The sequence below is a fragment of the Nonomuraea wenchangensis genome, assembly GCF_900111685.1.
Taxonomy (GTDB): domain Bacteria; phylum Actinomycetota; class Actinomycetes; order Streptosporangiales; family Streptosporangiaceae; genus Nonomuraea; species Nonomuraea wenchangensis.
Genome location: NZ_FOHX01000011.1, coordinates 98,041 through 122,854, shown reverse-complemented (window position 1 = coordinate 122,854; position 24,814 = coordinate 98,041). Strand labels below are relative to the sequence as shown.

Below are 24,814 nucleotides of genomic sequence, written 5' to 3'. Positions count from 1 at the left end.
CCCGGTCGTGCACGCCACGGGCGTGCGCATGAGCTACGGCGACACGCAGGTGCTCAACGGCGTGGACTTCGCCGTCGCGCCCGGCGAGGTGAGCTGCGTCATCGGGCCGTCGGGGTCGGGCAAGTCGACCTTCCTGCGCTGCGTCAACGGGCTGGAGCCGGTGCTCGGCGGCAGCCTGCGGGTGCTCGGCGAGGAGGTCGGCTACAGCCTCCGCGAGGGCCGCTACCGGCCGTGGTCGCCCAAGGAGTTCGCCTCCTTCCGCCGCAGGATCGGCATGGTGTTCCAGCGCTTCAACCTGTTCGCCCACCAGAGCGCGCTGGAGAACGTGGCCTGCGCCCCCGTCCACGTCCTCGGCCTGCCCGCCGAGCAGGCGCGGCGGACGGCGATGGACCACCTGGAGCGGGTGGGGCTCGCCGAGCACGCGCACAAGCGGCCCCACCAGCTCTCCGGCGGCCAGCAGCAGCGCGTCGCCATCGCCAGGGCGCTGGCGATGAGCCCCGAGCTGATGTTGTTCGACGAGCCCACGTCGGCGCTGGACCCGGAGCTGGTGGACGAGGTGCTGGAGGTCATGCGCGGCCTCGCCGCCGACGGCATGACGATGGTCGTGGTCACCCACGAGATCGCCTTCGCGAGGGAGGTCGGCGACCGGCTGACGTTCTTCGCCGACGGCGTCGTGGTCGAGAGCGGCCCGCCCGCCGAGCTGGTCGCCAACCCCGGCCACGAACGGACCAGGGCGTTCCTGTCCAGCGTCCTCAGCCAGCGGGAGAAGGCCGGCTGATCGCCGGCCACACACGGGGGCGGTCCGCGACGGCGTGCAGGCGCGGCTGTCCCCCGTGAGAGCTACCGGCGGATGTCCACCGTGCGGTGACGACCCGAGGGGCGCCCGTTCCCTAACGTTCTCGACGTGACAGCAGCGGTTCGGACCGCTTCCCGAGATCACCTGGAGGACACCATGCTCCGCACGTTCAAGGCAACCGCCGTGGCCGCCCTGTGCTGCACCGTCGTCGGCGTGGGGATCGCCGGGGCCCCGGCCGCGTCGGCGGCCGAGTGGGACCCGTTCGCGAGCACCGAGCTGGAGAACTGGGACCCCTTCGCCGCCGCCTCCGGGCCGGCGAAGATCAAGGTCGCCGGCCGGACGGTGAACGTGTCCTGCTCGGGCCGCTCGGCGAAGGGGGAGCCGGTCATCGTCCTGCTGGCCGGGATGGGCGACGGGCTGGACAAGCTGGCCCCGCTCCAGAAGACCCTGAGCGGCCGGAACAGGGTCTGCTCCTACGACCGGCTCGGCGCCGGCGCGAGCGACGCCCCCGCCGGCCCGCAGGACTTCGCCGCCGTCGGGAAGACCCTCACCGGGGTGCTCGACCGGGTCGCCGGCGACCGGCCGGTGGTGCTCGCCGGGCACTCGCTCGGCGGCCTGATCGCCGCCAGGTACGCCCCTGACCACCGCGACCGGGTCAAGGGCCTGGTGCTGCTGGACGCCACGTCGCCGACGATGCTCGCCGACGTCAAGAAGGCCATCCCGGCGTCGGCCAAGGGCCCGGCGGCCGAGCTGCGCGCGCAGAACCTCGCCGTCTTCAAGGGCGGCAACCCGGAGAAGCTGGTCATCGCCGACGGCAAGGTGCGCTCGGCAGGGAACATCCCCGTGGAGGTCGTCAAGCACGGGAAGCAGTACCTCGCGGCCGTCCCCCAGTACGGCCCCCGCCTGGAGCGGGCCTGGTCCGCCGGCCAGCGCAAGTGGCTCGCCCTGTCCGGCCGCGCCAAGCTGAGCACGGCCACGAAGAGCGAGCACTACATCTACCTCGACCAGCCCGGCCTCGCCGTCCAGGCCATCCAGCGCGTCGCCGCCGCCGCCCGCCCCCACGCCTGACGGGCCGCTGCTCCGCGCTCACCGCCGGGGCGACGAAAGCCGTGCGTATTGGGACACTCGTCCCATGCACAACGGACGGCCCCTCACCCTCATCGGCGCGATCTTCGCGCTGGCCGGACTGGTCCTGCTCGGCGTCACCATCGCGATGGCCGCCTCCACGGCGAGCTTCCTGGCCTCGGCCCAGCGGACGGAGGGGACCGTGACCGGGCTGACCGCGCGGACCACCACGTCACGGGATTCCGACGGCTATCTGCGCCGCAGCACCACGTGGTACCCGACCGTGGAGTTCACCGCCGGCGGCAGGCGGTACTCGTTCCAGAGCTCCACCGGCAGCAACCCACCGGCCTACACGGAGGGCGAAGGCGTGCCCGTCGCCTACGACCCCGACGACCCGGCCGACGCGCGGATCTCCACGTTCTGGTCGGCGTTCCTGGGCCCGGTGATCACCGGCGGGCTGGGCCTGCTGTTCGCCCCGATCGGCACGGTCCTGCTCGTCCTCGGACGGCGGAGCGCCAAGAAGCGCTGACCGGCGAACCCGTGCCTACGCAGGGGCGGTCGTCTGGTCCACGGTGTTGCTCGTGTGGAGCACCGTTCCGCCGGTCTCGGCGTCCCACCACTTGAGCCGGGCCCGGTACGCCGTCTTCGGCAGGAGGCCCGCTCTCGCGCACGTGATCGTCTCGGGATTGCCGCTGACGCGGCGCCGCGGTCCCTCCGAGAAGTTGCCGCCGGTCGCGGGGGTCCACGACGCGCACGACACCCACCCGCTCTTCCCAGCGGGATCGACCCGGGTCGTCCACTCGATCGAGGTCGAGGTCGGCGCCGCCGGGCCGGCGGTGGTGGTCATCGCCGGAGTGCCGGCGAACAGCGTGCCGGTCACCGCCTCGCGCCACGACCGCGCGCTCGCCTCGTCGCCGTCCAGGGCGTACTCCGGCCAGCCGTACGCGTCGAAGTACGTGACGAAGCGTGCGCCGGCCGTGTTCCGCATCCACTTCGCGATGTCGCGGAGCATCGCCGGACGGTTGGCGTGGTCCCGCACCCCGAGCTCCGCGACGGCGTACGGCTTGCCCTGCGACCGGGCGACCTCCAGGCCAGGACGGGCCGCGTTGTGGGCGGCCATCGTCTCGGAGTTCGCCTCGTTGAAGCCGTAGACGTCCCAGGCCATGACGTCGACGTACTGGGAGCCGGGGTAGTAGTCCTGCCAGCGCCGGCCGCTGGCCGGGGTGAGCGTCCAGTCCATCAGGATCGTGGTGGCGGACAGCCGCGCGTTCCCGGCCTCGTCGGCGAGGCCGTCGATGCGTCTCCACGCCGCCCTGTAGTCCGCCGCGGTGAAGACCCCGTCCTCGATCTCGTTCTCGGGCTCGTGGTAGAAGCACCAGAAGACGTCGCGGTCCCGGGGCGCGCTCGCGAACCACGAACGCAGATGGGCGTCGTGCTTGCCGGCCAGCACGTCCTTCGGCGAGTACTTGAACGACACGATGGTCGTCCGGCCCGGGGTGTTGAGCTTCGCGTCGGTCCAGGCCCCGGGGGCGCCGGAGTAGAAGACCCGCAGCGCCGGGGGCTTGCCGTACGCGGCGTCGGTGGCCGCCAGCGCCTGCGTGAACGTCTGGCCCGGCGCCTGATAGACGGAAGAGCCGAAAATGGTGGGGGTGTCCGCGTGGGCCGGCGCCTGGAGGCCGGCCAGCACGGCACCGGCCGCGGCCGCGGCCGCGATGATTCGCTTCACGATCGTTTCCCTTTCTGATGACTTCTGAGTGGGCGGAGCACCACGCCGAGCACCCGCTCGGCGCGCACCGCCCCGAACTGACGGGAGTCCCAGCTCGACTCGGGGTTGTCGCCCAGGACGATGAGTTCTCCGGCGCGTACGACGCCCTCAGGCCGCCGCGCCCAGTCGGGCAGGAAGGCGGGCTCCGCGTCGCCCGCCACCGCCACGACCCGCTTGACCACCAGCGACGGGTCGGAAGCGCCCGCCGGCGCTCCCGGCCGGCACGGTCCCGGCTCGCTGACCACCACGATGTCGCCCCTGGCCGGCGTCTCCCCGGGAGTCCGCCGTACCAGCACCCGGTCTCCGTGCCGGAGGGTCGGCGCCATGCTGGGCCCGTTGACCGACACCACCACGACGCGCCGCCGGAGCACGACGACCGCGAGCACGGCGAGCGCCAGGCCACAGGCCCCGGCGAGGACGGTGGTCATGCGACCGTCTCCGGGTCGGCGGTGCGGTAGCCGGCCGCCTGGAGCGCGAAGAGCCGCGCGTACTCCCCGTCGTGCGCCAGCAGGTCGGCGTGGGTGCCGCGCTCGACGATCCGGCCGCCGGAGAGGACGACGATCAGGTCGGCCTCCCGTACGACGCCCAGGCGGTGCGAGATGAGCACGCTGGTCAGCCCGCTCCTGTGCGCCCTGAGCCGGGCGTGCACCCCGTGCTCCGCCTCCGCGTCGAGGGCGGAGCTCGGTTCGTCGAGCACGAGAAGGTCCGGCCTGTCGAGCACGAGACCGCGGGCGATCGACAGCCGCTGCCACTGTCCGCCGGACAGGACCACCCCGGTGTCCGGGTCGGCCCGGTCGGCCTCCGAGTAGAAGATCCGGGTGAGCATCGTCTCGTAGCCGTGCCGGAGCCTGGCGATGACCTCGTGCACGTCGGCCTGCCGCGCCGCGCGCTCGATCCGGGGAGGATCGGACAACGCGGTCAGGTCTCCGATGCCGATGTTCTCCCTGGCTGTGAGGTCGTAGGCGGTCGCGTCCTGGAAGACGGCCCTGACCCGGCGCCGCAGCTCCACGGGGTCGAGGTCCCGCAGGTCGACGCCGTCCCAGAGGATCGCCCCGCGGGTCGGGTCGTAGAAGCGGCACAGCAGCTTGATCAGCGTGGTCTTGCCCGCGCCGTTGAGCCCGACGACGGCGGTCGCTCGCCCGGCGGGGAGCGTGAGACTCACCCCGCTCAGCACCCAGGGCTGGTCGTCGGCGTAGCGGAACCACACGTCGCGCAGCTCGATGCCGCGCCGCAGCGGCGCGGCCGGCGTCGGGTCCTCGCGGACCGGCAGGTCCGGGCCGGCGTCGACCACGGCCAGGTAACGCTCGAAGAGCGCCAGCGCCTGGTGCACGCACACCACCTCGGTGACCAGGTTGGCGAGGGCTCCCTGGACGGCGCCGACCGCGGCGACCACGAGCGCCACGTCGCCGACCGTCAGCGTCCCCGCCACGGCCGAGCGGACCACCCACAGCAGCAGCGCGCCCGCCACCGTCGCACCCAGCACGGCCAGCCCGCCCTGGACGGCAAGCCGCCGCCGGTCGATCCTGCGGTGCGCGTCGTTGATCGTCCTGATCTCCGCCGCCATGCGACGCCAGAGGTACGGGCCGGCGCCGAACAGCCGCAGCTCCTTCGCGGTCCTCGGATCGGTCAGCAGGCCGGAGTAGAACAGCTCCCGGCGTTCGGCCTGGCCGATCTCGGTCACCATCGCGACCCGCCGCCTGCTGAGTGCGATCTCGGCCAGCAGGGCCGGGACGGCGGCGAGCACGACCGCGACGGCGATCCAGGGGTCGAGCACGAGCAGGGTGCCCGCGAAGCCGCTGACCGTGACCACGGCCTGGACCGCGCCGAGGCTGCCGTCCAGCACGTCGCCAGGGCCGCTCACGCCGCTCGACCTGGCGATCTGCAGGCGGTCGAGGAACGCGGGGTCCTCGAAACGGCGCAGGCCGACGAAACGGTCCACCGCGGCGTACAGCCGGGAGTTGGCCAGCAGCTGCACCCGCCGGCCCGTCTCCGCCTGCAGATAGCGGACGGCGTGCGGGACGAACGCGACGGCTACCCCGACGGCGACCAGCGCGGCGGTCAGCCCGAGCACGTCCAGCCACCGCACCTGGCCGGCCACGAGCTGATCGATCATGAACTTCGTCAGCCACGCGGCCGTCGGCGGGGCCAGCCCGCTGAGGAGGGACAGCCCCAGGTAGGCCGTGGCCTGCGCGGGAGCGGCGTGTCGAGCGAGCGACAACGCCCGCCTGGCGACATGTGGTGACATCGGAGCGGTGAGTCTCAACCCGCGGCCGGCAGGGCGGCGGCGTCCCGGTCGGCGAGGGCGTGGAGCTGGTAGTGCGACGCGGCCACCAGGCCGTCCGACACCAGGATGAAGGCCGGGAACCCGGTCACTCCGAACGCCTGCTGCACCGGCCCGCCGTCGGGCTCCACCACCACCGTGGCGACCGGGCTGAGACGTTCGACGGTCTCCGCGGTCTCCTCGCCGGCGCCCACGACGACGGCCAGCCGCGTGTCACGGTCTCCCGGCCGGTTCGCCGCGAACTCCACGAAGGCGGGCAACTGCTCCTCGCACGGCGCACAACCGGGGGAGAAGAAGCCGACCAGCGGGCGGTCGCCGAACGTCCCGAGGGTGACCGGCTCGCCTTCCACCGCGACGGCGGTGAACGCGCCGACCGGCGAGCCGTCGCGGAGCGCGACCTCACCGAACGACGAGAGCGCGCCCGCGTCCGCGGCGGTCCCGCCGCTCCGCAGGGCGGCCAGCTCCGCGGAGTGCTCGCGCAACCGACGTACGACGCCGACGACGAGCAACAGGTTGAGGGCGCTCATCAGGCCGACGAGAACCAGGGCCGCGACCACATATGCCATCGAGTCTCCTCTAGGAGGTCGGAACGGGCAGGAAAAGCTCGACCAGGTCGTCCAGCAAGGTGAGGATCACGCCGGCCAGGCCACCTGCGAGGAGGGCGATGAGCCATCCCGCCAGGGTCAGGGAGCCCGCCGGCAGCGTCAGACCGGCCAGCGCGGCGGCGGTGAGCAGGAGGTTGCGCAGCAGATGCCGGACGCTCAGCGGGGCGGGCGAAGCGCCGAAGCAGCGGCACGGCACCTCGCTGCCGCGCCTGAGCACCACCGCCACTCCCGCGGTGAGCACCGCGAGCAGGACGACCGCGGCGGCGAAACCGGCCCGCCGGGTGGACGGGACCGCCAGCAGCACCGCGACGCCGCCCTCGGAGACGGCGAGGGCGGCGGCGACGGCGGTCGCCCGCGAGCGGCCGACCAGCCGCATCGCGGTCAGGGACGTCGCCAGGGCGCGCAGGGCCCGCCCGCTGCGCAGCTTGCTCGCCGCGGAGGCGAGGAAGACCACCACGAGCAGGCCCTGGCACACCACAACAGAGAACGTCACTCAGCAGGCGCCCTTGGTCACAATGTTGCAGGGGCCCCACTCGTAGGTGCCGTCGACGCGCAGGCACCGCTTCCGCTGGTACAGGTAGACACCCTTGCAGTAGCAGAACAGGATGTCGCAGCTCGCGGCACGCGCCTGCGCCTTCGGGACGAGTGCGCCGACGAGGCGGTCGGTGAAACCGGTGATCATGCGGGTCATGTGACCCTCCTTACGTGCGGCCGGCCGCCCAGCGCGGCCCGGCCGTCCTCAGCAAAGCGGACGTCCGAATCCCGCACCATGACGTTCGCCCTGACGTTGAGCCGGACGTTGATCACGACGTATGGTGTGGCCCTCACAGCCGCCAACACGGGAGGCGCAAACGTGGGGGATGCGTTCGGCGTACTGCTTCGATCCCACCGGCTCCGCCGCCAACTCACCCAAGAAGCGCTCGCCGAGCGTGCGGGCATCAGCTCCCGCTCGGTCGCCGAACTGGAACGGGGCCGTGGCCGCAGTCCGCGCCCCCGTTCGCTGGAGCAACTGGCCACGGCGCTCGACCTGGAGGGTGAGGAGCGGGAGGAGTTCATCGCGGCCGGTCACACGCTGTTCTGGGCGAGCCGTACCGGCCGGACGGACCGCGACCCCGCGGGCGAGAGCGTCCCCGACGCCGGCTCGACGTGCCGGCAACTCCCCGCGGACGCACCCGACTTCGTCGGCCGCGACGACGAGCTCGCCCTCCTGGCCTCGGTGCTCGACCCGGGCAACCACAACGCGAGGCTGGCGGTGCTCTCCGGGCCGCCCGGCGTCGGCAAGACGGCCCTGGCCGTGCACGCGGGGCATCGGTTCGCGTCGTGGTTCCCCGACGGGCAGCTCTACGCGACGCTGCGCGGCGGCACCGCCGACCCCGTCGACCCCGCCGACGTGCTCGCCCAGTGGCTGCGGGCGCTCGGCGTGGACGGCTCGGCCCTGCCCGTGGGCGTGGACGCGCGCGCCGCGCTGTTCCGGGACCGGCTGGCCGTACAGCGGGTGCTCCTCGTCGTCGATGACGCCGGCGGCTACCGCCAGGTGGAGCAGCTCCTGCCGGCCAAGGGCGTCGCGATGGTGGTCACCAGCCGATTACCCCTGACCGGCCTGCCTGGGGTGACCTCCATCGACCTGCGGCCGCTGTCCGGCCCGACGGCCGTCCGGTTGCTCTCCCAGGTGGCCGGCGAGGACCGGGTACGTGCGGAGCCCGCGGCGGCCGACGAGCTGGTCTCGGCGTGCGGCGGACTGCCCCTGGCCGTCCGGATCGCCGGGGCGCGGCTGGCCGCGCGTCCGCACTGGAGCGTCGAGGCGCTCAACGAGCGGCTGGCCGACGAACGCAGACGACTCAACGAGCTGCGCCACGGGGACCTGGCCGTACGCCCGGGGCTGCACCTCGCCCACGAAGGGCTCACCCCCACCGCCGCCCGGGCGTTCGCGCTGCTCGGCGAGCTGGGGGTGCCGTCCTTCCCCGAATGGGCGGTGGCCGCCCTGCTGGGCGTCGATCCCGCCGCGGGAACCGCCGTACTCGAAGAGCTGCTCGACGCGCGGCTGCTGGAGGCGCTCGGCTCCGACCGGGCCGGCCAGCCGCGATACCGCTTCCACGACATCACCCGGCTGTACGCGCGCGAGCGGCGCGAAGCCACGATCCCCCGATCCGAGTGGACCGCGGCGCTGGCCCGCGCCGCCACCGGCTGGCTGGCCATGGCCAGGCACGCGCAGGACCACCTCGACTGCCTGCGCTTCTACCTCGACGACAGGGACCATCCGGCGGCCGTCACCGACCAGCGGGCCGCCGCCGCCGTCGCCGAACGCCCCGTCGAGTGGTTCGAGGCCGAGCGGGAGGCACTGGCCGTGCTGGTGTCGGCCTGCGCGGAGGCGGGTCTCGCCGCGACCGCGCGCTGCCTGGCCGGCTGCAGCGCCGACTTCTACGAGCTGCGGGGCTACTACGACGACTGGCGGCGGGCCATGAGCGTGGCGCAGGCCGCCTGCCAGCGCGCCGACGACCGCGCGGGCGAGGCGACGATGCTGCGCGGGCTCGGCAGCTGCCTCATCGAGCTCGACGATCCGAAGGCCGCCATGTCGGCACTGAACTCCGCGCGGGCGCTGGCGGAAGAGATCGGCGACCCGGCCGGCTCCGCCCTCGCCGGCAAGGAGATCGGCTTCATGCTGAGCCTCATCGGCCGGGTCCAGGAGGCGGAGGCCGAGCTGCGTACCGCCGCCGAACGGCTGGGACAGGCCGACCTGCCGCTCGCCAGGGCCCTCGCGCTCACAAGCCTCGGATTCGTGCTGCGCGAACGGGGCGAAACGGACGAGGCGGTCGACGTCATCACCTCCGCGCTCAGCATCGCCCGCTCGTGCGGCGCGCGGTTCACCGAGGCGTACGCCCTGCGGGGCCTCTCCGGCGCACTGCGGGCCTGCGACCGGCACCGGCAGGCGCAGGCGGCGGCCCGGGAGGCGGCCACGATCTTCGAGCAGATCGGCGACCTGATCGGCACCGCGCAGAGCCTGCGCGTGCTGGGGGAGGCGCTGGCGCACGAGCCGCACCGGCTCGAGGAGGTCCAGCAGGCGCTGACCGCCGCCGCCGCGCTGTTCCGTGAACAGGGGCACCGCTGGGGACTGGCGCTCACCGAGCTGAGCCTGGGCGAGATCGAGGCCCGCCAGGGCAACCCCCTCGCCGCCGAACGCCTCCGCCGGTCACTGAAGTACTGGGTCGACGAGCAGGTCCCCGCCCTCCAGGCGCGCACGCTGGTGGCCCTCGCGGACGCCGCCGAGCAGCAGGGCGATCCCGCCACGCGGGAGCTGCTCGTGCAGGCGTACGAGATCTACCAGGCGCTGCAAGCGCCCGCCGCGGCAGACCTCGCGTGCCGGCTAGGCATGCCGGCACCGCCCGTGTGACCTGGCGTCAGGTCGAACGTCAGGTCGAACGTCCTGGTCCGCGTCCCTGTCGCGGGATTCGATGAGGGGCGTCCGATCCGCGCCAGGAGGAATGTCATGTTCAGAAGCACGCCCGTGAGGGCGGCGATCACCACCTCGCTCATCGCCGCCTTCGGCCTGGTCGCCGCGGCGACCCCGGCGATGGCCGCCCCCAACCTCCAGCTCCCCTTCCCCTGCGGCCAACAGTGGCGGCTGGACACCTGGGCGCACGCTCCCGCGCTCGACATGGTGAAGGAACCCGACCAGCAGGGGACCAACGGCGCACTCCTCGTCGCGCCGGCCGCCGGAAGGGTGAACCAGTCCTTCTACCACAGCAACGCCGGGAACGTGATCCAGATCGACCACGGCGGCGGCTACTTCACCACGTACCTCCACCTGCAGTCCCGCAGCGTCTCGGTCGGCGCGAAGGTGCAGATGGGATCGACGATCGGCCGGGTCGGCGCGACCGGCCCCACCAGCAACGGCCACCCCCACCTGCACTTCGAGCTGGGGTACGACGCCGACGGCAACGGCTCGGCGACCTGGGGGTACGCGGGCTCGGAACGGGTCAGGCCCACCTTCAACGGCGTCACCTACGGCTCGGCCAACAGCCAGACCTGGCGCAACGTCACCAGCAACAACTGCGGCCAAGGGTCCTCGGGGACCGACTTCAGCGGCGACGGCAAGGCCGATGTCATCGCCCGTAACGCCTCGACGAAGGATCTGCATCTGTATCTGGGGAACGGGAGCGGGGGCTTCAAGGCGGGGACGGGCGACCAGATCGGCAACAACTGGGGCGCGTTCGACGTCATTTTCTCGCCGGGCGACTTCAACGGTGACGGGAACGCCGACGTGATCGCCCGTAATTCCTCGACGAAGGATCTGCACCTCTATCTGGGGAACGGCAGTGGCGGCTTCAAGGCGGGGACCGGTGATGCGATCGGCAACAACTGGGGCGCGTTCGACAAGATCTTCTCGCCGGGCGACTTCAACGGTGACGGCAAGGCGGATGTCATCGCCCGTAATTCCTCGACGAAGGACCTGCATCTGTATCTGGGGAACGGCAGTGGCGGGTTCAAGGCGGGGACCGGTGACGCGATCGGCAACAACTGGGGTGCCTTCGACACCATCTTCTCGCCCGGTGACTTCAGCGGCGACGGGAACGCCGACGTGATCGTCCGTAACGCCTCGACGAAGGACCTGCACCTCTACCTCGGCAACGGCAGCGGGGGCTTCAAGGCGGGGACGGGCGACGTGGTCGGTAACAACTGGGGCGCGTTCGACGTCATCTTCTCGCCGGGTGACTTCAGCGGCGACGGGAACGCCGACGTGATCGTCCGTAACGCCTCGACGAAGGACCTGCACCTCTACCTCGGCAACGGCAGCGGGGGCTTCAAGGCGGGGACGGGCGACCAGATCGGTACCAACTGGGGCGCGTTCGACACCATCTTCTGATCCTTACTTCGACCAGGGGCCGGCGCGCGTCGCCGGTCCCTTTGGAGGACTCCCATGCGCAAAACTCCTTTCGGCACGACGGCCGCGGCCGTCATCACCGCTCTCGGCTTATCCACGTACCCGGCGATGGCGGCCGAACCCGAGCCGACCGTGAGCCTCAACGCCGCCTACCAGCTCGCCGCCTGCGACTCCAACGGCACCACCTCGACCGACGCCGCTCTGGCCACCCAGCTCAACAGCACGCTCAAGGCCAAGATGCGCGGCTACATGTCCGCCTACCGGGTCTCCTGCGCCCGGATGGTGATCAAGGCCGTGCGCGACCGCGGCCTGGCCCCCCGGGCCGCGGTGATCGCCATCGCCACGACCATCGTGGAGTCCAGCATCCAGAACATCAGCGAGGAGGTCGACCACGACAGCCTCGGCCTGTTCCAGCAGCGCGCCTCCTGGGGAACGCGCACACAGCGCCTCAACCCGACGTGGGCCACCAACGCCTTCCTCGACAAGATGATCAGGCTCTACCCCGGCGACAGATGGAAGACGGCTCCGGTCGGCGAGGTGTGCCAGGCGGTCCAGGTGTCCGCCTATCCGGATCTCTACCAGGTCCAGGCCGCCGACGCCCAGATCATCGTGGACACCGTCTCCGCCGCGCTTTCGAAGCCCGACTTCAGCGGCGACGGGAAGGCCGATGTCATCGCGCGTAACGCCTCGACGAAGGACCTGCATCTGTATCTCGGGAACGGCAGTGGGGGTTTCAAGGCGGGGACCGGTGATGTGGTCGGTAACAACTGGGGTGCGTTCGACATCATCTTCTCGCCGGGCGACTTCAGCGGCGACGGGAAGGCGGATGTGATCGCGCGTAACTCCGCGACGAAGGACCTGCACCTCTACCTCGGTAACGGCAGCGGGGGTTTCAAGGCGGGGACGGGTGACGTGGTCGGTAACAACTGGGGCGCCTTCGACACCATCTTCTCGCCGGGCGACTTCAACGGTGACGGCAAGTCGGACGTGATCGCCCGTAACTCCGCGACCAAGGACCTGCACCTCTACCTCGGGAACGGGAGTGGTGGGTTCAAGGCGGGGACCGGCGATGTGGTCGGCAACAACTGGGGCGCCTTCGACACCATCTTCTCGCCCGGTGACTTCAACGGCGACGGGAAGGCCGACGTGATCGTCCGTAACTCCGCGACGAAGGACCTGCACCTTTACCTGGGCAACGGGAGTGGTGGGTTCAAGGCGGGGACCGGTGATGAGATCGGTAACAACTGGGGTGCGTTCGACGTCATCTTCTCGCCGGGCGACTTCAACGGTGACGGGAAGGCCGACGTGATCGTCCGTAACTCCGCGACGAAGGACCTTCACCTTTACGCCGGCAACGGCAGTGGCGGGTTCAAGTCGGGGACCGGCGCCGCCATCGGCAACAACTGGGGTGCCTTCGACACCGTCTTCTGACCTCGTTTGCCGAGGTCGGACAGGGTAGAAGCCCGTCACATGAGCAGGATCGAGCAGGTGACCGCCGCGGCCTACCGCGTGCCGACCGACCGGCCCGAAGGGGACGGCACGCTCGCCTGGGACGCCACGACGCTGGTCGTCACCATGGTCCGTGCCGAGGGCATGACGGGGACGGGCTGGACGTACGCGCCCGCCGCGGCGGCCGGGTTCGTCGGCGAGGCGCTGGCCGCGGTGGTCGAGGGCAGGGACGCGCTGGCGATCCCGGCGATCTGGGACGCCCTGGTCCGCCAGGTGCGCAACGCCGGACGGCCCGGCCTCGCCGGGTACGCCGTCTCCGCCCTCGACGTCGCTCTGTGGGATCTCAAGGCGCGGCTGCTGGGGACGTCGCTGGCCGGACTGTTCGGGCCGGCCCGCGAACGGGTCCCGCTGTACGGGTCGGGCGGCTTCACCACCTACGACGACGCCGTGACCGCCGCGCAGCTCACCCACTGGGTCCACGAGCTGGGCATCGGCCGCGTCAAGATCAAGATCGGTGAGTCGTCGGGCACCAGGGCCGCCCGGGACCTGCGCCGGGTCGCGCTGGCCCGTCGGGTCATCGGCGACGACGCCGAGCTGTACGTCGACGCCAACGGCGGCTACACCGCCAAGCAGGCCGTCCGGCAGGCCGAGCGGATGCGCGAGCACGACGTGCGCTGGTTCGAGGAGCCGGTCTCCTCCGACGACCTGGCCGGCCTGCGGCAGGTCCGGCAGCGGATCGGCGCCGACGTGGCCGCGGGCGAGTACGGCGGCGACCCGGCGTACTTCACCCGGATGTGCCAGGCGGAGGCGGTGGACTGCCTCCAGGCGGACGCGACCCGCTGCGGCGGCTACACCGGCTGGTTCGCCGCCTGCGCGATCGCGGCTGGGCACAACCTGGAGGTCTCCGCGCACTGCGCGCCGAACCTGCACCTGCCGGCCGCCGCCGCGACGCCGAACCTGCGGCACATCGAGTGGTTCCACGACCATCAGCGCATCGAGGCCGAGCTGTTCGACGGGGCCGCCGATCCCAGCGGCGGGCTGGCCGCCCCGGCCACGGGGGAACCGGGGCACGGCCTGACCCTGCGCGCCGACGCGGCGCGGCCGTACCGCACTGCTTGAGAGCCGCCTGAGACCTGGAGGTGACGGGGAGATGACTGGAGGTGACGGGGATGCGGAGGATCGAGGACTACGCCCTCATCGGGGACATGCAGACCGCCGCCCTGGTCGGCAGGGACGGTTCGGTCGACTGGTTGTGCCTGCCGCGCTTCGACTCCCCCGCCTGTTTCGCCGCCCTGCTCGCCGATCCCGACGCGGGCCGGTGGCTGCTGGCCCCGGCCGGCGGCGGCCCCTGCTCCTCCCGCCGCTACCTGGACGGCACGCTGATCCTGGAGAGCACGTGGGAGTGCGACGGCGGCGCGGTGCGGGTCCTGGACTTCATGCCGCCGCGCCGCCAGGCGCCCGACGTGGTCCGCATCGTCGAGGGCGTACGCGGCCGGGTCGAGATGCGCATGGAGATGACGCTCCGCTTCGACTACGGGCGTGACGAGCCCTGGCTGCGCCACGAGCACGGCCTCCTGGCCGCCGTGGCCGGGCCCGACGCCGCCTGGCTGCGCGCCCCCGTCCCGCTGCGCCAGGAGGGGAACGGCCGGCTCACCACGGCCGAGTTCACGGTGGGGCCGGGCGACCGGGCGGCGTTCGTGCTGACCTGGCAGCACTCGTGGCTGCGGCGACCGCACGCCGTGGACGCGCGGGAGTCCCTGGACGCGACCGTGCACATGTGGCGCGACTGGATCAGCCGGTGCGACCACCGGAGCGCCGACGGCTCCGCCGTACGCGACAGCCTGCTGGTGCTGAAGGCCCTCACGTACGAGCCGACCGGGGGGATCGTCGCCGCCCCGACCACCTCCCTGCCCGAGCAGCTCGGCGGCTCCCGCAACTGGGACTACCGCTACTGCTGGCTGCGCGACGCCACGTTCACCCTCCAGGCGCTCATGTCGGCCGGTTACGACGCCGAGGCCCGCGCCTGGCGGGACTGGCTGCTGCGCGCCGTCGCCGGTCACCCGGCCGACATGCAGATCATGTACACCGTCGACGGAGCCCGGCGCATCCCCGAGTGGACGGTGGACTGGCTGCCCGGCTTCGACGGCTCGTCCCCGGTCGTCGTCGGCAACGCCGCCTCCGGTCAGTTCCAGCTCGACGTCTACGGCGAGACCCTCGAATGCCTGCACCTCGCCAGGCGGTCGGGTCTCGCGGTGGAGGAGGAGGCGTGGGACCTGCAGCGGAGCATCATGGACTATCTCGAAGGCGCCTGGCGGCGGCCCGACAACGGGGTGTGGGAGACGCGCGGCCCGCGCCGGCAGTTCACCCACTCCAAGATCCTCACCTGGGTGGCCGCCGACCGGATGATCAGGGCGGTGGAGACGTACGGGCTGGGCGGGCCGGTGGACCGGTGGCGGGCGCTGCGCGCGGAGATCCACGAAGAGGTGTGCGCGCGCGGCTACGACGCCGACCGCAACACCTTCACCCAGTACTACGGCTCGACCGGGCTGGACGCCGCGCTGCTGCTCATCCCGCGCCTCGGTTTCCTGCCGGCGGACGACCCGCGCGTGGCCGGGACCGTGGACGCGATCCGGCGCGAGCTGATGGAGGACGGTTTCGTGCTGCGCTACCGGCCCGAGCAGGAGGGTGTGGACGGGCTGCCCGGCCGCGAGGGCACGTTCCTGGCCTGCTCGTTCTGGCTGGCGGACGCGCTGGCGATGCTGGGCCGCCGCCGGGAGGCGCGTGAGCTGTTCGACCGGCTGCTCGGCCTGCGCAACGACGTCGGGCTGCTCTCGGAGGAGTACGACACCGCCCGCCACCGGCAGGCCGGCAACTTCCCGCAGGCGTACAGCCACGTGTCCGTCATCAACACCGCCGCCGCCCTGGCCCCGGACTGACGAACACTTTCCGTATTCGTCAGCATTCCGCTCCAGCAGGCCGGGCAGGACGCCGGGCATGACCCGTATCGTCGCAGAATCGCTCATAGAACGGCTGGTCGCCTGGGGTGTGGACACCGTGTTCGGCCTGCCGGGCGACGGGATCAACGGCATCATGGAGGGCCTTCGCCGCCACCGTGACGACGTCCGTTTCCTGCTGGTGCACCACGAGGAGGCGGCGGCGTTCATGGCCACCGCGCACGCCAAGGCCACCGGGCGGATCGGGGTGTGCCTGGCCACCTCGGGGCCGGGCGGCATCCACCTGCTCAACGGCCTGTACGACGCCAAGCTGGACCACCAGCCGGTCCTGGCCATCACCGGCATGCAGGAGACGAGCGTGCTCGGCACCGGCTACCAGCAGGAGGTCCACCTGGACCGGCTGTACGAGGACGTCACGGAGTACAACCTCCTGGTCGACAACCCCGCGCAGCTGCCCGGCGTCGTCGATCTCGCGATCAGGGCCGCGTACGCCCGGCGCGGGGTGGCGCACCTGACCATCCCCAACGACGTCCAGGTCGCCCCCGCCCACGAGGACCCCTATCCCGGGGTCGCGCCGGCCCGCCCGCCGGCCACCGCGCCGATCTATCTGAGCGCCCCCGGCGTTCCCCGGCAGGAGGACCTGGAGGCGGCGGCGTCGGTGCTGAACGCCGCCACGCGGCCGGCGATCCTGGCCGGCGCCGGCGCCCTGCACGCCCGGCGCGAGGTGCTGGCGGTGGCCGACGTGCTGGGCGCGCCGGTGATCAAGACTCTGCCCGGCAAGGCCGTCATCCCCGACGACTCGCCCTTCGCCGTGGGCGGCATCGGCCTGCTCGGCACCCGGCCGGGCGAGGAGCTGGTCGAGGACTGCGACACGCTGTTCATGATCGGCACCAACTTTCCCTACACGAAGCACCTGCCGGAGCCGGGCCAGGCCCGCGTGGTGCAGCTGGAGGCCGACCCGGTCCGGGCGGGCGTGCGCATGCCGACCGAGGTGCCGATGATCGGCGACGCCAAGCAGGGACTCGCCGCGCTCCTGCCGCTGCTGGAGCGGAACGGCGACCGCGGTCACCTGGCCAAGTACGCCAAGGCGATGGAGCGCTGGCGCGCCGACATGGCCGCCCTGCGCTCGTCCGACCGTCATCCGATCGCCCCGCAGTACCTCATGGCCTGCGTCGACGAGGTCGCCGACGACGACGCGATCCTGACCTGCGATTCTGGCACCATCGCCACCTGGGCGGCCCGGCACTGGACCATCCGCGGCGAGCGCGGCTTCTACCTGTCGGGCAACCTGGCCACCATGGCGCCCGGCCTGCCGTACGCGGTCTCCATGCAGCACGCCTTCCCCGGCCGGCAGGTGATCGCGTTCGTCGGGGACGGCGGGTTCGCGATGCTGATGGCCGAGTTCCTGACCGCCGCCCAGCACCGCCTGCCGATCAAGGTGATCGTCAACAACAACAACGCGCTGGGCCAGATCCTCTGGGAGCAGATGGTGCTCGGCTACCCCGAGCACGGCGTGCGCTTCGCCGAGCCGGCCGCCGACTTCTCCGCCTGGGCCCGCTCCTGCGGCGGCTACGGCCGCAAGGTGAGCGACCCCCGTGACCTCCCCGAGGCCGTACGGGAGGCGCTCGCGCACGACGGCCCGGCGCTGGTCGACGCCGACGTCAACCCCGACGAGCCGCCGATGCCGGGCAAGGTGACGTACGAGCAGGCGAAGAAGTTCGCCGAGGCGTTCCTGAAGGGCCAGCCGCACAAGGCGTCGATCGCGACCACCCTGTTCAAGGACAAGATCTCCCAGATGGGCCGGTGAAGGTGATGACCCGTCCTGCCACGCTTCCCACGCCCGCTCTCCGGCGCGCGCAGCCCTACGTGCGGGTACGCGACCTGGAACGGGACCTCGCCGCCGAGGTCGACGGCGAGGTCCGCTTCGACCCCGGCAGCCGGGGCGCCTACTCCACCGACGCCTCCAACTACCGGCAGGTGCCGCTCGGCGTCGTCCTGCCGCGTACGGTGGAGGCCGCGGTCGCCGCGGTGGCGGTCTGCCGCGAGCACGGGGCGCCGATCACCTCGCGCGGCGGCGGGACCAGCCTGGCCGGCCAGACCTGCAACACCGCCGTGATCATCGACTGGTCGAAGTTCTGCCACCGGCTGGTCTCCGTGGACGAGCGGGCGCGCACCTGCGTTGTGGAGCCCGGCATCGTGCTGGACGACCTCAACAGGCAGCTCAAGCCGACCGGCCTGATGTTCGGCCCGCGCCCGTCCACGCACTCCCACTGCACGATCGGCGGCATGATCGGCAACAACTCGTGCGGGTCCACCGCCCAGCTCTACGGCAAGACCGCCGACAACGTCGTCCGGTTGGAGATCCTCTGCTACGACGGGACACGCATGTGGGTGGGCCCCACGAGCGACGAGGAGTACGCCCGGATCACCGCCGAGGGGGGCCGGCCGGCCGAGATCCTGCGCGGGCTGCGCGAGATCATGAGCGAGCACGCCGACGAGATCCGCCGCCGCTACCCCGACATCCCGCGCCGGGTCTCCGGCTACAACCTCGACCAGTTGCTGCCCGGCGGCCCGTTCGACGTGGCACGGGCGCTGGTCGGCTCGGAGGGCACGCTGGTCACCGTGCTCCGCGCCGAGCTGGCGCTGGTGCCCGTACCGGCCGCGCGGAGCCTGGTCGTGCTCGGCTACCACGACATCGCGGCGGCCGGCGACGCCGTGCTGCCGATCGCCGCCCATCAGCCGCTCCAGCTGGAGGGCATCGACGACAAGCTCATCGGCTACGAGACGCGCAAGCACATGCACGGGAAGGCGGTGACCCGGCTGCCGGAGGGCGGCGCCTGGCTGATGGCGTCGTTCACCGGCGACGACCAGGAGGACGCCGACCGGCGGGCGCACGCCCTCCTGGCGGACATCGGCCGCGACGGGCACGCCCCGGACGTGGCGTTCTTCGACGACCCCGAGGCCGAGTCGGAGCTCTGGGATCTGCGCGAGGCGGGCCTCGGCGCGACCGCGCGCGGGCCCGGCATGGCCGACACCTGGCCCGGCTGGGAGGACTCGGCCGTCCCTCCGGAGCGCCTTGGCGACTACCTGCGCGACCTGCGCCGCCTGCTGGACGAGTTCGGCTACGGCGACGCCGCGCTGTACGGCCACTTCGGCCAGGCGTGCGTGCACACCCGCATCCCGTTCGACCTGCTCACCGCCGACGGCGTGGCGGCCTTCCGCGCCTTCCTCGACCGGGCCTCCGACCTGGCCGTCTCCTACGGCGGCTCGCTGTCGGGCGAGCACGGCGACGGCCAGGCGCGGGCCGAGCTGCTGCCGAAGATGTTCGGCGAGGCCGTCGTCGCCGCGTTCCAGCAGGTCAAGGCGGTGTTCGACCCCGACGACCGGATGAACCCCGGCAAGATCGTCTCGCCGAACGCGATCACCACGGACCTGCGGCTGGGCAGCGCGTGGACGCCCGCCGAGCCCGAGACCGAGTTCGGCTACCCCCACGACCAGGGCAGCTTCCAGCGGGCCGTGATGCGCTGCGTCGGCGTCGGCCAGTGCCGCAGCCACCAGGGCGGCGTCATGTGCCCCTCCTACCGGGCCACCGGCGAGGAGGAGCACTCCACCCGGGGCCGCGCCCGGCTGCTGTTCGAGATGCTGAACGGCCACCGCGACTCCACCGTCACCGACGGCTGGCGCTCCACCGCCGTCCACGACGCCCTCGACCTCTGCCTGGCCTGCAAGGGCTGCAAGCGCGACTGCCCGGTGGAGGTGGACATGGCCACGTACAAGGCAGAGTTCCTCGCCCACCACTACGCGGGCCGGCTCCGGCCCGCCGCCCACTACAGCATGGGCTGGCTGCCGGTGTGGGCCCGGCTGGCCTCGTTCGCGCCCGGCCTGGTCAACGTCCTGACCCACACGCCCGGCCTGTCCCAGCTGGTCAAGCGGCTGGGCGGGATCGAGCCGGCGCGGCCCCTGCCGTCCTTCGCGGGGATCCGCTTCAGCGACGCCTACCGCCGCCGGGGGCCGCGCGGCACCGGCGAACGCGGCGACGTGCTGCTGTGGCCCGACACCTTCACCGACAACCTGGCCCCGCGCATCGCGGCCGCGGCCGTCACCGTGCTCGAAGCCGCCGGATACCGGGTGATCGTGCCGCCGCGCACCCTGTGCTGCGGGCTGGCCTGGATCTCCACCGGGCAGCTCGGCGTCGCCCGCCGCGTGCTGCGCCGGACCCTGGACACGCTCGCGCCCCTGCTCAGGAGCGGCATCCCGATCGTCGGGCTGGAGCCGAGCTGCACCGCCGTCTTCCGTGACGACGCCGCCAACCTGCTGCCCGGCGACCAGGACGTCACCCGGCTGGCCGAGCAGACGAAGACCCTCGCCGAGCTGCTCACCGGCACCGACGGCTGGCGACCGCCGCACGTGGGCCGCGCCGCCGTCGCCCAGCCGCACTGCCACCAGCACGCCGTACTCGGCTACGAGGCCGATCAGCGGCTGCTCCAGCAGGCCGGAGTCCAGCTCAAGACCGTCGGCGGCTGCTGCGGCCTGGCCGGCGACTTCGGCTTCACCGCCGGACACCTGCGCACCTCGCTCGCCTGCGCCGAGCACGAGCTGCTGCCCGCCATCCGCCAGAGCGAGCCGGGCACGCTCGTCCTGGCCGACGGCTTCAGCTGCCGCACCCAGCTCGAACACACCGGAAACGGCAGCCGCCCGCTCCACCTCGCCGAACTCCTCGCCCAAGCGAGTACGCAGCACACCTGCGGACCGACGCGATGAGGCTCGCGGACGCCCACGTGCTGATCACCGGGGCCTCCTCGGGGATCGGCGCCGCCACCGCGCACGCGCTGGCGGGCACCGGCGCCCGGCTGACGCTGGCGGGACGCGACCGCGAACGCCTCGCGGCCGTCGCCGCGGCGACCGGCGGGAACATGGTGGTGTGCGACGTCGCCACGGAGGCCGGCGAGCTCGCCACGCGGGCCGGCCACGTGGACGTCCTGGTCAACAACGCCGGGGTGGGGTGGGCCGGGTCGTTCGTGGAGATGCCGGCCGGCAGCGCCGAGCGGCTGCTCGCCGTCAACCTCGCCGCGCCGATCGCCCTGACGCGGCTGCTGCTCCCCGGGATGCTGACGGCGGGCCGCGGGCACGTCGTGTTCGTGGCCTCCATCGCGGGAGCGGTGGGCGTGGCGCGCGAGGCGGTCTACTCGGCCACGAAGGCAGGGCTGATGGTCTTCGCGGAGGGCCTGCGCCACGAGCTGCACCACGCGCCGGGCGTCGGCGTGTCCGTGCTGCTGCCCGGCGTGGTGGACACGCCCTTCTTCGTGCGGCGCGGCGCCCCGTACACGCGCGGCCGGCCGGCGCCGATCCCGCCCGAGCGGGTGGCACGGGCCGTCGTGGCGGCGATCCTGCACGGCCGGCCTGAGTCGTTCGTGCCGGGCTGGCTCAGGCTGCCGGCCAGGCTGCGCGGCGCGGCCCCCGGCCCGTTCCGGCTGCTCGCGCGGCGCTTCGGCTGACCCGCGCTCAGCCGCTCCTGATGGCCCGGAGCGACTCCTTCAGCGAGCCGAGCGTGGCGAGGACGGCGGTGGGCTCGTACCCGCAGTGCGCCATGCAGTTGTCGCACCGCGGGTCGCGGCCCCGGCCGTAGGCCGACCAGTCGGTCTCCTCGATCAGCTCGCGGTAGGTCTGCGTGTACCCGTCGGCCATCAGGTAGCACGGCCGCTGCCAGCCGAACAGCGAGTACGACGGGATCGCCCAGGCCGTGCAAGGAAGCTCCGTCAGGCCCTCCAGGAAGTCCAGGAACAGCGGCGAGTGGTTGAACCGCCAGCGGCGCCGCCTCCCGCCCTTGAACGCCTCCCGGAACAGCTCGCGCGTCTCCCGCACGCCCATGAACCGATCCTGTACGGGCGCCTTCTCGTACGCGTACGCGGGCGAGATCATCATCTGGTCCACGGCCAGGTCGTCGTTGAGGTAGTCGAGCACCTCGATGACGGTCTGCGGGCTGTCGGAGGAGAAGAACGTCGTGTTCGTCGTCACCCGGAAGCCGCGCCGCTGGCACTCGCGCACGGCGGCGACCGCCTCGTCGAAGACGCCCTCCTTGCACACCGCCGCGTCGTGCCGTTCGCGGACGCCGTCGATGTGCACCGTCCAGGCGAAGTACCGGGAAGGCTCGAACTCGTCGATCTTCTTGGGGATCAGCAGGGCGTTCGTGCACAGGAAGACGTACTTCTTCATGGCGACGAGGCGGCGGACCAGCTCGCCGATCTGCGGGTGCATGAGCGGCTCGCCGCCGGCGATCGAGACCATGGGCGCGCCGCACTCCTCGATGGCCGCGACGGCCTGGTCCACCGGCATCCGTCGTCTCAGCACGTCGGCGGGGTGCTGGATCTTGCCGCAGCCGGCGCATTTGAGGTTGCACGCGAACAGCGGCTCCAGCTCCACCAGCAGCGGGAACTTGGACCGTCCCCTGAGCCGCTGGCCGAGGATGTAGCCGCCGATGCGCAGGCTTTGCCGAAGCGGGATCGTCATGTCAGCGGTTCCTTCAGTAGCGGGAAGGGCACGGATTCCTGGGCGATGGTCCGGTGCGGGCCGGCGGCCGCCGCCCAGCGCACCAGGACGGGTCCGACGGCGGCGAGCGTGCGGCGCGCGGCGAGGCCACGGGCCAGCGTCGCCGGGCGCAGCAGCGGCGCCCGCGGCGCGTCGACGATGACCCGTAGGGCGGCGAGCGGCCGGTCCGCGGCGGCGCGGGCCAGGGGCCCGCTCTCCATGTCCACGGCCTGCACGCCCTGACCGGCGAGGCGACGGCGTTCGGCGCCCCTGACGAGGTGATCGACGGTGAGCAGCGGCCCGACCCTCGCGGGCAGGCCGGCACGGGCCAGCTCCTCGGCGAGCAGGGCGGCCCAGGGACAGGGATGAACGCGTCCCCTGTACCGGATCTCGTCCGCCACCAGGACGTCGCCCGGCCGGAGGCTGGCGGCGACGGCGCCGCCGAAGCCCACGACGGCGACCGCCCTCTGCCCGTGCAGCCGCTCGGCCGCGCGGGCGGCCCGGCGCGGGCCGATCCCGATGGCGACCACCCTGACGTCCGTCAGGTGAGCCGGCAGGCCGCGCCTGATCGCGTGGGCCTCGATGCCGAGCGCGGCACAGATGAGCAGGCCGGTCATCGGACGTCCGGAGGGGTGTCGCGGCGCAGATAACGCCCGAGGGCGCTGATCGGGAAGACGAGCCGGTAGAGGTGGTAGTTGATGTAGAAGTCGCCGGGGAAGCCGGTGCCCGTGAAGTACGGCTCGTCCCAGTTGCCGTCTGGCCGCTGGTGCTCGACGAGCCAGCGCACCCCGTTCTCCACGGCGGGCGAGCGTTCGCCGGCGGCCAGCAGGGCCAGCAGCGCCCAGGCGGTCTGCGAGGCCGTCGAGGCGCCCCGGCCGATCCAGGCGGGGTCGCGGTAGGAGCGCAGGTCCTCTCCCCATCCGCCGTCGTCGTTCTGGTGTCGTTCCAGCCAGGCGACGGCGCGGCGTATGGAGGAATGTCCCGGGTTGACCCCGGCGGCGACGAGGGCAGGCACGACGGCGCCGGTGCCGTAGACGTGGTTGGCGCCCCACCGGCCGAACCACGAGCCGTCCCGTTCCTGTGCCCTGAGCAGCCAGACCACGCCTCTGCGCAGCTCGGGGGAGCGGGGCCGCTCCTTGGCCAGGGCCTCGACGACGTGCGCGGTGACGTCGGCGGACGGAGGGTCGATCACCGCGCCGAAGTCGCAGAAGGGCAGCTTGGTGCAGAGCATGCGGTCGTTGTCGGCGTCGAACGCCCCGAAGCCGCCGTCGGAGCTCGCCATGCCGGCCATCCACCGGACCCCGCGCTCGATCGCCGGCCGCACGCCGGGGACGTCCAGCCTGCGCAGCGCCAGGATCACCTCCGCGGTGTCGTCGATGTCGGGATAGCCGTCGTTGTCGAACTCGAACGCCCATCCGCCCGGCGGCAGGCCGGGCCTGCGTACGGCCCAGTCGCCCGTCGTGGTGATCTCCTCGCGCAGCAGCCAGTCGGCGGCTCCGGTGACGGCCGGGTGGTCGGCGGGAGTGCCGGCGTCGAGCAGGGCGTTGACCGCCAGCGCGGTGTCCCAGACGGGGGACTGGCACGCCTCCAGCCGGCGTCCGCTCTCGTCCCGGATGGTGAACCGGTCGAGTCCCTTGATCGCCTTGGTCATCACCGGATGGTCGAGCCGATAGCCGGCGAGGTGGAGCGCCATCACCGAGTAGACCCACGGGGGCTGGATGCCGCCCCAGGAGCCGTCGGCCTCCTGACGGGCGACGATCCAGTCGACGGCGCGCCTCAGAGCGGCCCGGCGCAGCACCGGCGAAGGGCGCCGCTCGTAGCGGTGCAGCGCCCTGTCGAGGACGCCGAAGGCCCGCTCCCAGCCTCCGCCGGCGGCCCGGTCCGGCTCCCGTCCGGTGCGCAGCTCGGCCAGGTCGAACGGCAGCCCGCGCACCGGCCGGTACGCCGTCACGACGGTCAGCGGCACGATCGTCTGCCTGGCCCAGCAGGCCCAGTCGTAGACGTTCAGCGGGAACCACGACGGGAGGAACATCAGCTCGGGCGGCATGACCGGCAGCCGCCGCCACGGCCACTCCCCGAACAGCGCCAGCCAGATCCGCGTGAACACCCGGCTCGCCTCGATGCCGCCCATGTCCAGGATCTGGCCGCGGGCGGCGCGCATGTGCGCCGCGTCGGGCGGGTCGCCGGCCAGCCGCAGCGCGGCGTACGCCTCGACGGTGGTGGACAGGTCGGCGGGCCCTTCGTGGAAGTTGGCCCAGGTGCCGTCGGCCCGCTGCTGCGAGCGGATCCACCGGCCGGCCTCCGCGGTGTCCTGCTCGGTGCGGATGCCGAGGAACTGCCGCAGCAGCAGGTCCTCGGCGTCCATGGTCACGTTGGTCTGCAGCTCGCCCTTCCACCAGCCCTCCGGGGACCGCAGGCCCAGCAGGTGGTCGCAGGCGCTCTGAAGGGCGTGCTCGGCTCCGGTGAGCACGTTCCTGGTCTCAAGAGTCGTCATG

20 protein-coding genes are annotated in these 24,814 nt (G+C 72.6%); 11 read left to right on the top strand and 9 right to left on the bottom strand.

The features are described 5' to 3' along the window. Positions 1–28: 28 nt before the first annotated feature. The 3 genes from BMW85_RS29905 (at position 29) to BMW85_RS29895 (ending at position 2,390) form a co-directional block, all read left to right on the top strand. Positions 29–778, top strand: a complete 750-nt coding sequence (locus BMW85_RS29905) for an amino acid ABC transporter ATP-binding protein (RefSeq protein ID WP_177240960.1) — start codon at positions 29–31, stop codon at positions 776–778. Positions 779–904: 126 nt separating this feature from the next. Further along, the gene (locus tag BMW85_RS29900) at positions 905–1,864 is read left to right on the top strand and encodes an alpha/beta fold hydrolase (RefSeq protein ID WP_342743451.1); all 960 of its coding nucleotides are present in this window, start codon (positions 905–907) and stop codon (positions 1,862–1,864) included. A gap of 64 nt (positions 1,865–1,928) precedes the next feature. Further along, entirely contained in the window at positions 1,929–2,390 is a 462-nt protein-coding gene (locus BMW85_RS29895) for a DUF3592 domain-containing protein (RefSeq protein ID WP_091088016.1), read from the top strand. A gap of 15 nt (positions 2,391–2,405) precedes the next feature. Here the strand turns inward: BMW85_RS29895 and BMW85_RS29890 are convergent, their stop codons facing one another. Genes BMW85_RS29890 through BMW85_RS29865 form a run of 6 tightly spaced genes read right to left on the bottom strand, consistent with a single transcriptional unit; the run spans position 2,406 to position 7,203 of the window. After that, positions 2,406–3,587, bottom strand: coding sequence for a glycoside hydrolase family 26 protein (locus tag BMW85_RS29890; RefSeq protein ID WP_091088015.1), 1,182 nt, complete (start codon positions 3,585–3,587; stop codon positions 2,406–2,408). Further along, on the bottom strand, positions 3,584–4,054 hold the full coding sequence (gene lepB / locus BMW85_RS29885) for a signal peptidase I (protein WP_091088013.1): 471 nt from the start codon (positions 4,052–4,054) through the stop codon (positions 3,584–3,586). Before lepB ends, BMW85_RS29890 begins: the two co-directional genes overlap by 4 nt. After that, positions 4,051–5,871 carry an ABC transporter ATP-binding protein gene (locus BMW85_RS29880; protein WP_245775145.1) on the bottom strand — a complete coding sequence of 607 codons (1,821 nt, stop codon included), beginning with the start codon at positions 5,869–5,871 and terminating at the stop codon, positions 4,051–4,053. Before BMW85_RS29880 ends, lepB begins: the two co-directional genes overlap by 4 nt. 14 nt (positions 5,872–5,885) lie before the next feature. Beyond that, a complete protein-coding gene (locus BMW85_RS29875; protein WP_143082439.1) occupies positions 5,886–6,473 on the bottom strand; it encodes a TlpA family protein disulfide reductase in 588 nt (195 codons plus the stop codon). Between the two features lie 10 nt (positions 6,474–6,483). After that, entirely contained in the window at positions 6,484–7,005 is a 522-nt protein-coding gene (locus BMW85_RS29870) for a MauE/DoxX family redox-associated membrane protein (RefSeq protein ID WP_091088007.1), read from the bottom strand. Then, a complete protein-coding gene (locus BMW85_RS29865; protein ID WP_091088004.1) occupies positions 7,006–7,203 on the bottom strand; it encodes a hypothetical protein in 198 nt (65 codons plus the stop codon). Positions 7,204–7,365: 162 nt separating this feature from the next. On the opposite strand from BMW85_RS29865, the gene BMW85_RS29860 reads away from it, so the two are divergent. The 8 genes from BMW85_RS29860 to BMW85_RS29825 all read left to right on the top strand — a co-directional run bounded on the left by BMW85_RS29860 (position 7,366) and on the right by BMW85_RS29825 (position 21,289). Beyond that, positions 7,366–9,900, top strand: a complete 2,535-nt coding sequence (locus BMW85_RS29860) for an ATP-binding protein (RefSeq protein ID WP_177240948.1) — start codon at positions 7,366–7,368, stop codon at positions 9,898–9,900. 96 nt (positions 9,901–9,996) lie between these two features. Beyond that, positions 9,997–11,373: a VCBS repeat domain-containing M23 family metallopeptidase gene (locus tag BMW85_RS29855; protein ID WP_091087999.1), complete on the top strand. Its 1,377-nt coding sequence runs from the start codon at positions 9,997–9,999 to the stop codon at positions 11,371–11,373. A 54-nt stretch (positions 11,374–11,427) separates the two neighbouring features. Then, complete coding sequence (locus tag BMW85_RS50500) at positions 11,428–12,822, top strand: FG-GAP repeat domain-containing protein (protein ID WP_218155976.1); 1,395 nt, start codon at positions 11,428–11,430, stop codon at positions 12,820–12,822. 39 nt (positions 12,823–12,861) lie between these two features. Next, positions 12,862–13,959 carry an enolase C-terminal domain-like protein gene (locus BMW85_RS29845; protein WP_091087996.1) on the top strand — a complete coding sequence of 366 codons (1,098 nt, stop codon included), beginning with the start codon at positions 12,862–12,864 and terminating at the stop codon, positions 13,957–13,959. A gap of 50 nt (positions 13,960–14,009) precedes the next feature. After that, complete coding sequence (locus BMW85_RS29840) at positions 14,010–15,776, top strand: glycoside hydrolase family 15 protein (protein WP_091087994.1); 1,767 nt, start codon at positions 14,010–14,012, stop codon at positions 15,774–15,776. A 58-nt stretch (positions 15,777–15,834) separates the two neighbouring features. Continuing rightward, positions 15,835–17,601: a thiamine pyrophosphate-dependent enzyme gene (locus BMW85_RS29835; protein WP_091087991.1), complete on the top strand. Its 1,767-nt coding sequence runs from the start codon at positions 15,835–15,837 to the stop codon at positions 17,599–17,601. 5 nt (positions 17,602–17,606) lie between these two features. Beyond that, a complete protein-coding gene (locus tag BMW85_RS29830; RefSeq protein ID WP_245775144.1) occupies positions 17,607–20,555 on the top strand; it encodes an FAD-binding and (Fe-S)-binding domain-containing protein in 2,949 nt (982 codons plus the stop codon). After that, positions 20,552–21,289, top strand: coding sequence for an SDR family NAD(P)-dependent oxidoreductase (locus BMW85_RS29825; protein WP_091087987.1), 738 nt, complete (start codon positions 20,552–20,554; stop codon positions 21,287–21,289). Before BMW85_RS29830 ends, BMW85_RS29825 begins: the two co-directional genes overlap by 4 nt. Before the next feature lie 7 nt (positions 21,290–21,296). Here BMW85_RS29825 and hpnH read toward each other — a convergent pair whose 3' ends face one another. The 3 genes from hpnH to shc are packed head-to-tail and all read right to left on the bottom strand — an operon-like array spanning position 21,297 to position 24,813. Beyond that, complete coding sequence (hpnH, locus tag BMW85_RS29820) at positions 21,297–22,301, bottom strand: adenosyl-hopene transferase HpnH (protein ID WP_091087986.1); 1,005 nt, start codon at positions 22,299–22,301, stop codon at positions 21,297–21,299. Further along, a complete protein-coding gene (locus BMW85_RS29815) occupies positions 22,298–22,936 on the bottom strand; it encodes a phosphorylase family protein (protein WP_091087984.1) in 639 nt (212 codons plus the stop codon). The genes hpnH and BMW85_RS29815 overlap by 4 nt, the downstream gene beginning before the upstream one ends. Next, the gene (gene shc / locus BMW85_RS29810; protein WP_091087981.1) at positions 22,933–24,813 is read right to left on the bottom strand and encodes a squalene--hopene cyclase; all 1,881 of its coding nucleotides are present in this window, start codon (positions 24,811–24,813) and stop codon (positions 22,933–22,935) included. The genes BMW85_RS29815 and shc overlap by 4 nt, the downstream gene beginning before the upstream one ends. Position 24,814 lies beyond the last annotated feature (1 nt).

Bases quoted from the DNA above. Each gene is read 5' to 3' on its own strand.
- BMW85_RS29825 (WP_091087987.1), top strand. From the start codon at position 20,552: ATGAGGCTCGCGGACGCCCACGTGCTGATCACCGGGGCCTCCTCGGGG.
- shc (WP_091087981.1), bottom strand. From the start codon at position 24,813: ATGACGACTCTTGAGACCAGGAACGTGCTCACCGGAGCCGAGCACGCC.
- lepB (WP_091088013.1), bottom strand. From the start codon at position 4,054: ATGACCACCGTCCTCGCCGGGGCCTGTGGCCTGGCGCTCGCCGTGCTC.
- BMW85_RS29895 (WP_091088016.1), top strand. From the start codon at position 1,929: ATGCACAACGGACGGCCCCTCACCCTCATCGGCGCGATCTTCGCGCTG.
- hpnH (WP_091087986.1), bottom strand. From the start codon at position 22,301: ATGACGATCCCGCTTCGGCAAAGCCTGCGCATCGGCGGCTACATCCTC.
- BMW85_RS29845 (WP_091087996.1), top strand. From the start codon at position 12,862: ATGAGCAGGATCGAGCAGGTGACCGCCGCGGCCTACCGCGTGCCGACC.
- BMW85_RS29905 (WP_177240960.1), top strand. From the start codon at position 29: ATGAGCTACGGCGACACGCAGGTGCTCAACGGCGTGGACTTCGCCGTC.
- BMW85_RS29855 (WP_091087999.1), top strand. From the start codon at position 9,997: ATGTTCAGAAGCACGCCCGTGAGGGCGGCGATCACCACCTCGCTCATC.
- BMW85_RS29815 (WP_091087984.1), bottom strand. From the start codon at position 22,936: ATGACCGGCCTGCTCATCTGTGCCGCGCTCGGCATCGAGGCCCACGCG.
- BMW85_RS29875 (WP_143082439.1), bottom strand. From the start codon at position 6,473: ATGGCATATGTGGTCGCGGCCCTGGTTCTCGTCGGCCTGATGAGCGCC.
- BMW85_RS29835 (WP_091087991.1), top strand. From the start codon at position 15,835: ATGACCCGTATCGTCGCAGAATCGCTCATAGAACGGCTGGTCGCCTGG.
- BMW85_RS29880 (WP_245775145.1), bottom strand. From the start codon at position 5,871: ATGTCACCACATGTCGCCAGGCGGGCGTTGTCGCTCGCTCGACACGCC.
- BMW85_RS50500 (WP_218155976.1), top strand. From the start codon at position 11,428: ATGCGCAAAACTCCTTTCGGCACGACGGCCGCGGCCGTCATCACCGCT.
- BMW85_RS29840 (WP_091087994.1), top strand. From the start codon at position 14,010: ATGCGGAGGATCGAGGACTACGCCCTCATCGGGGACATGCAGACCGCC.
- BMW85_RS29865 (WP_091088004.1), bottom strand. From the start codon at position 7,203: ATGACCCGCATGATCACCGGTTTCACCGACCGCCTCGTCGGCGCACTC.
- BMW85_RS29830 (WP_245775144.1), top strand. From the start codon at position 17,607: ATGACCCGTCCTGCCACGCTTCCCACGCCCGCTCTCCGGCGCGCGCAG.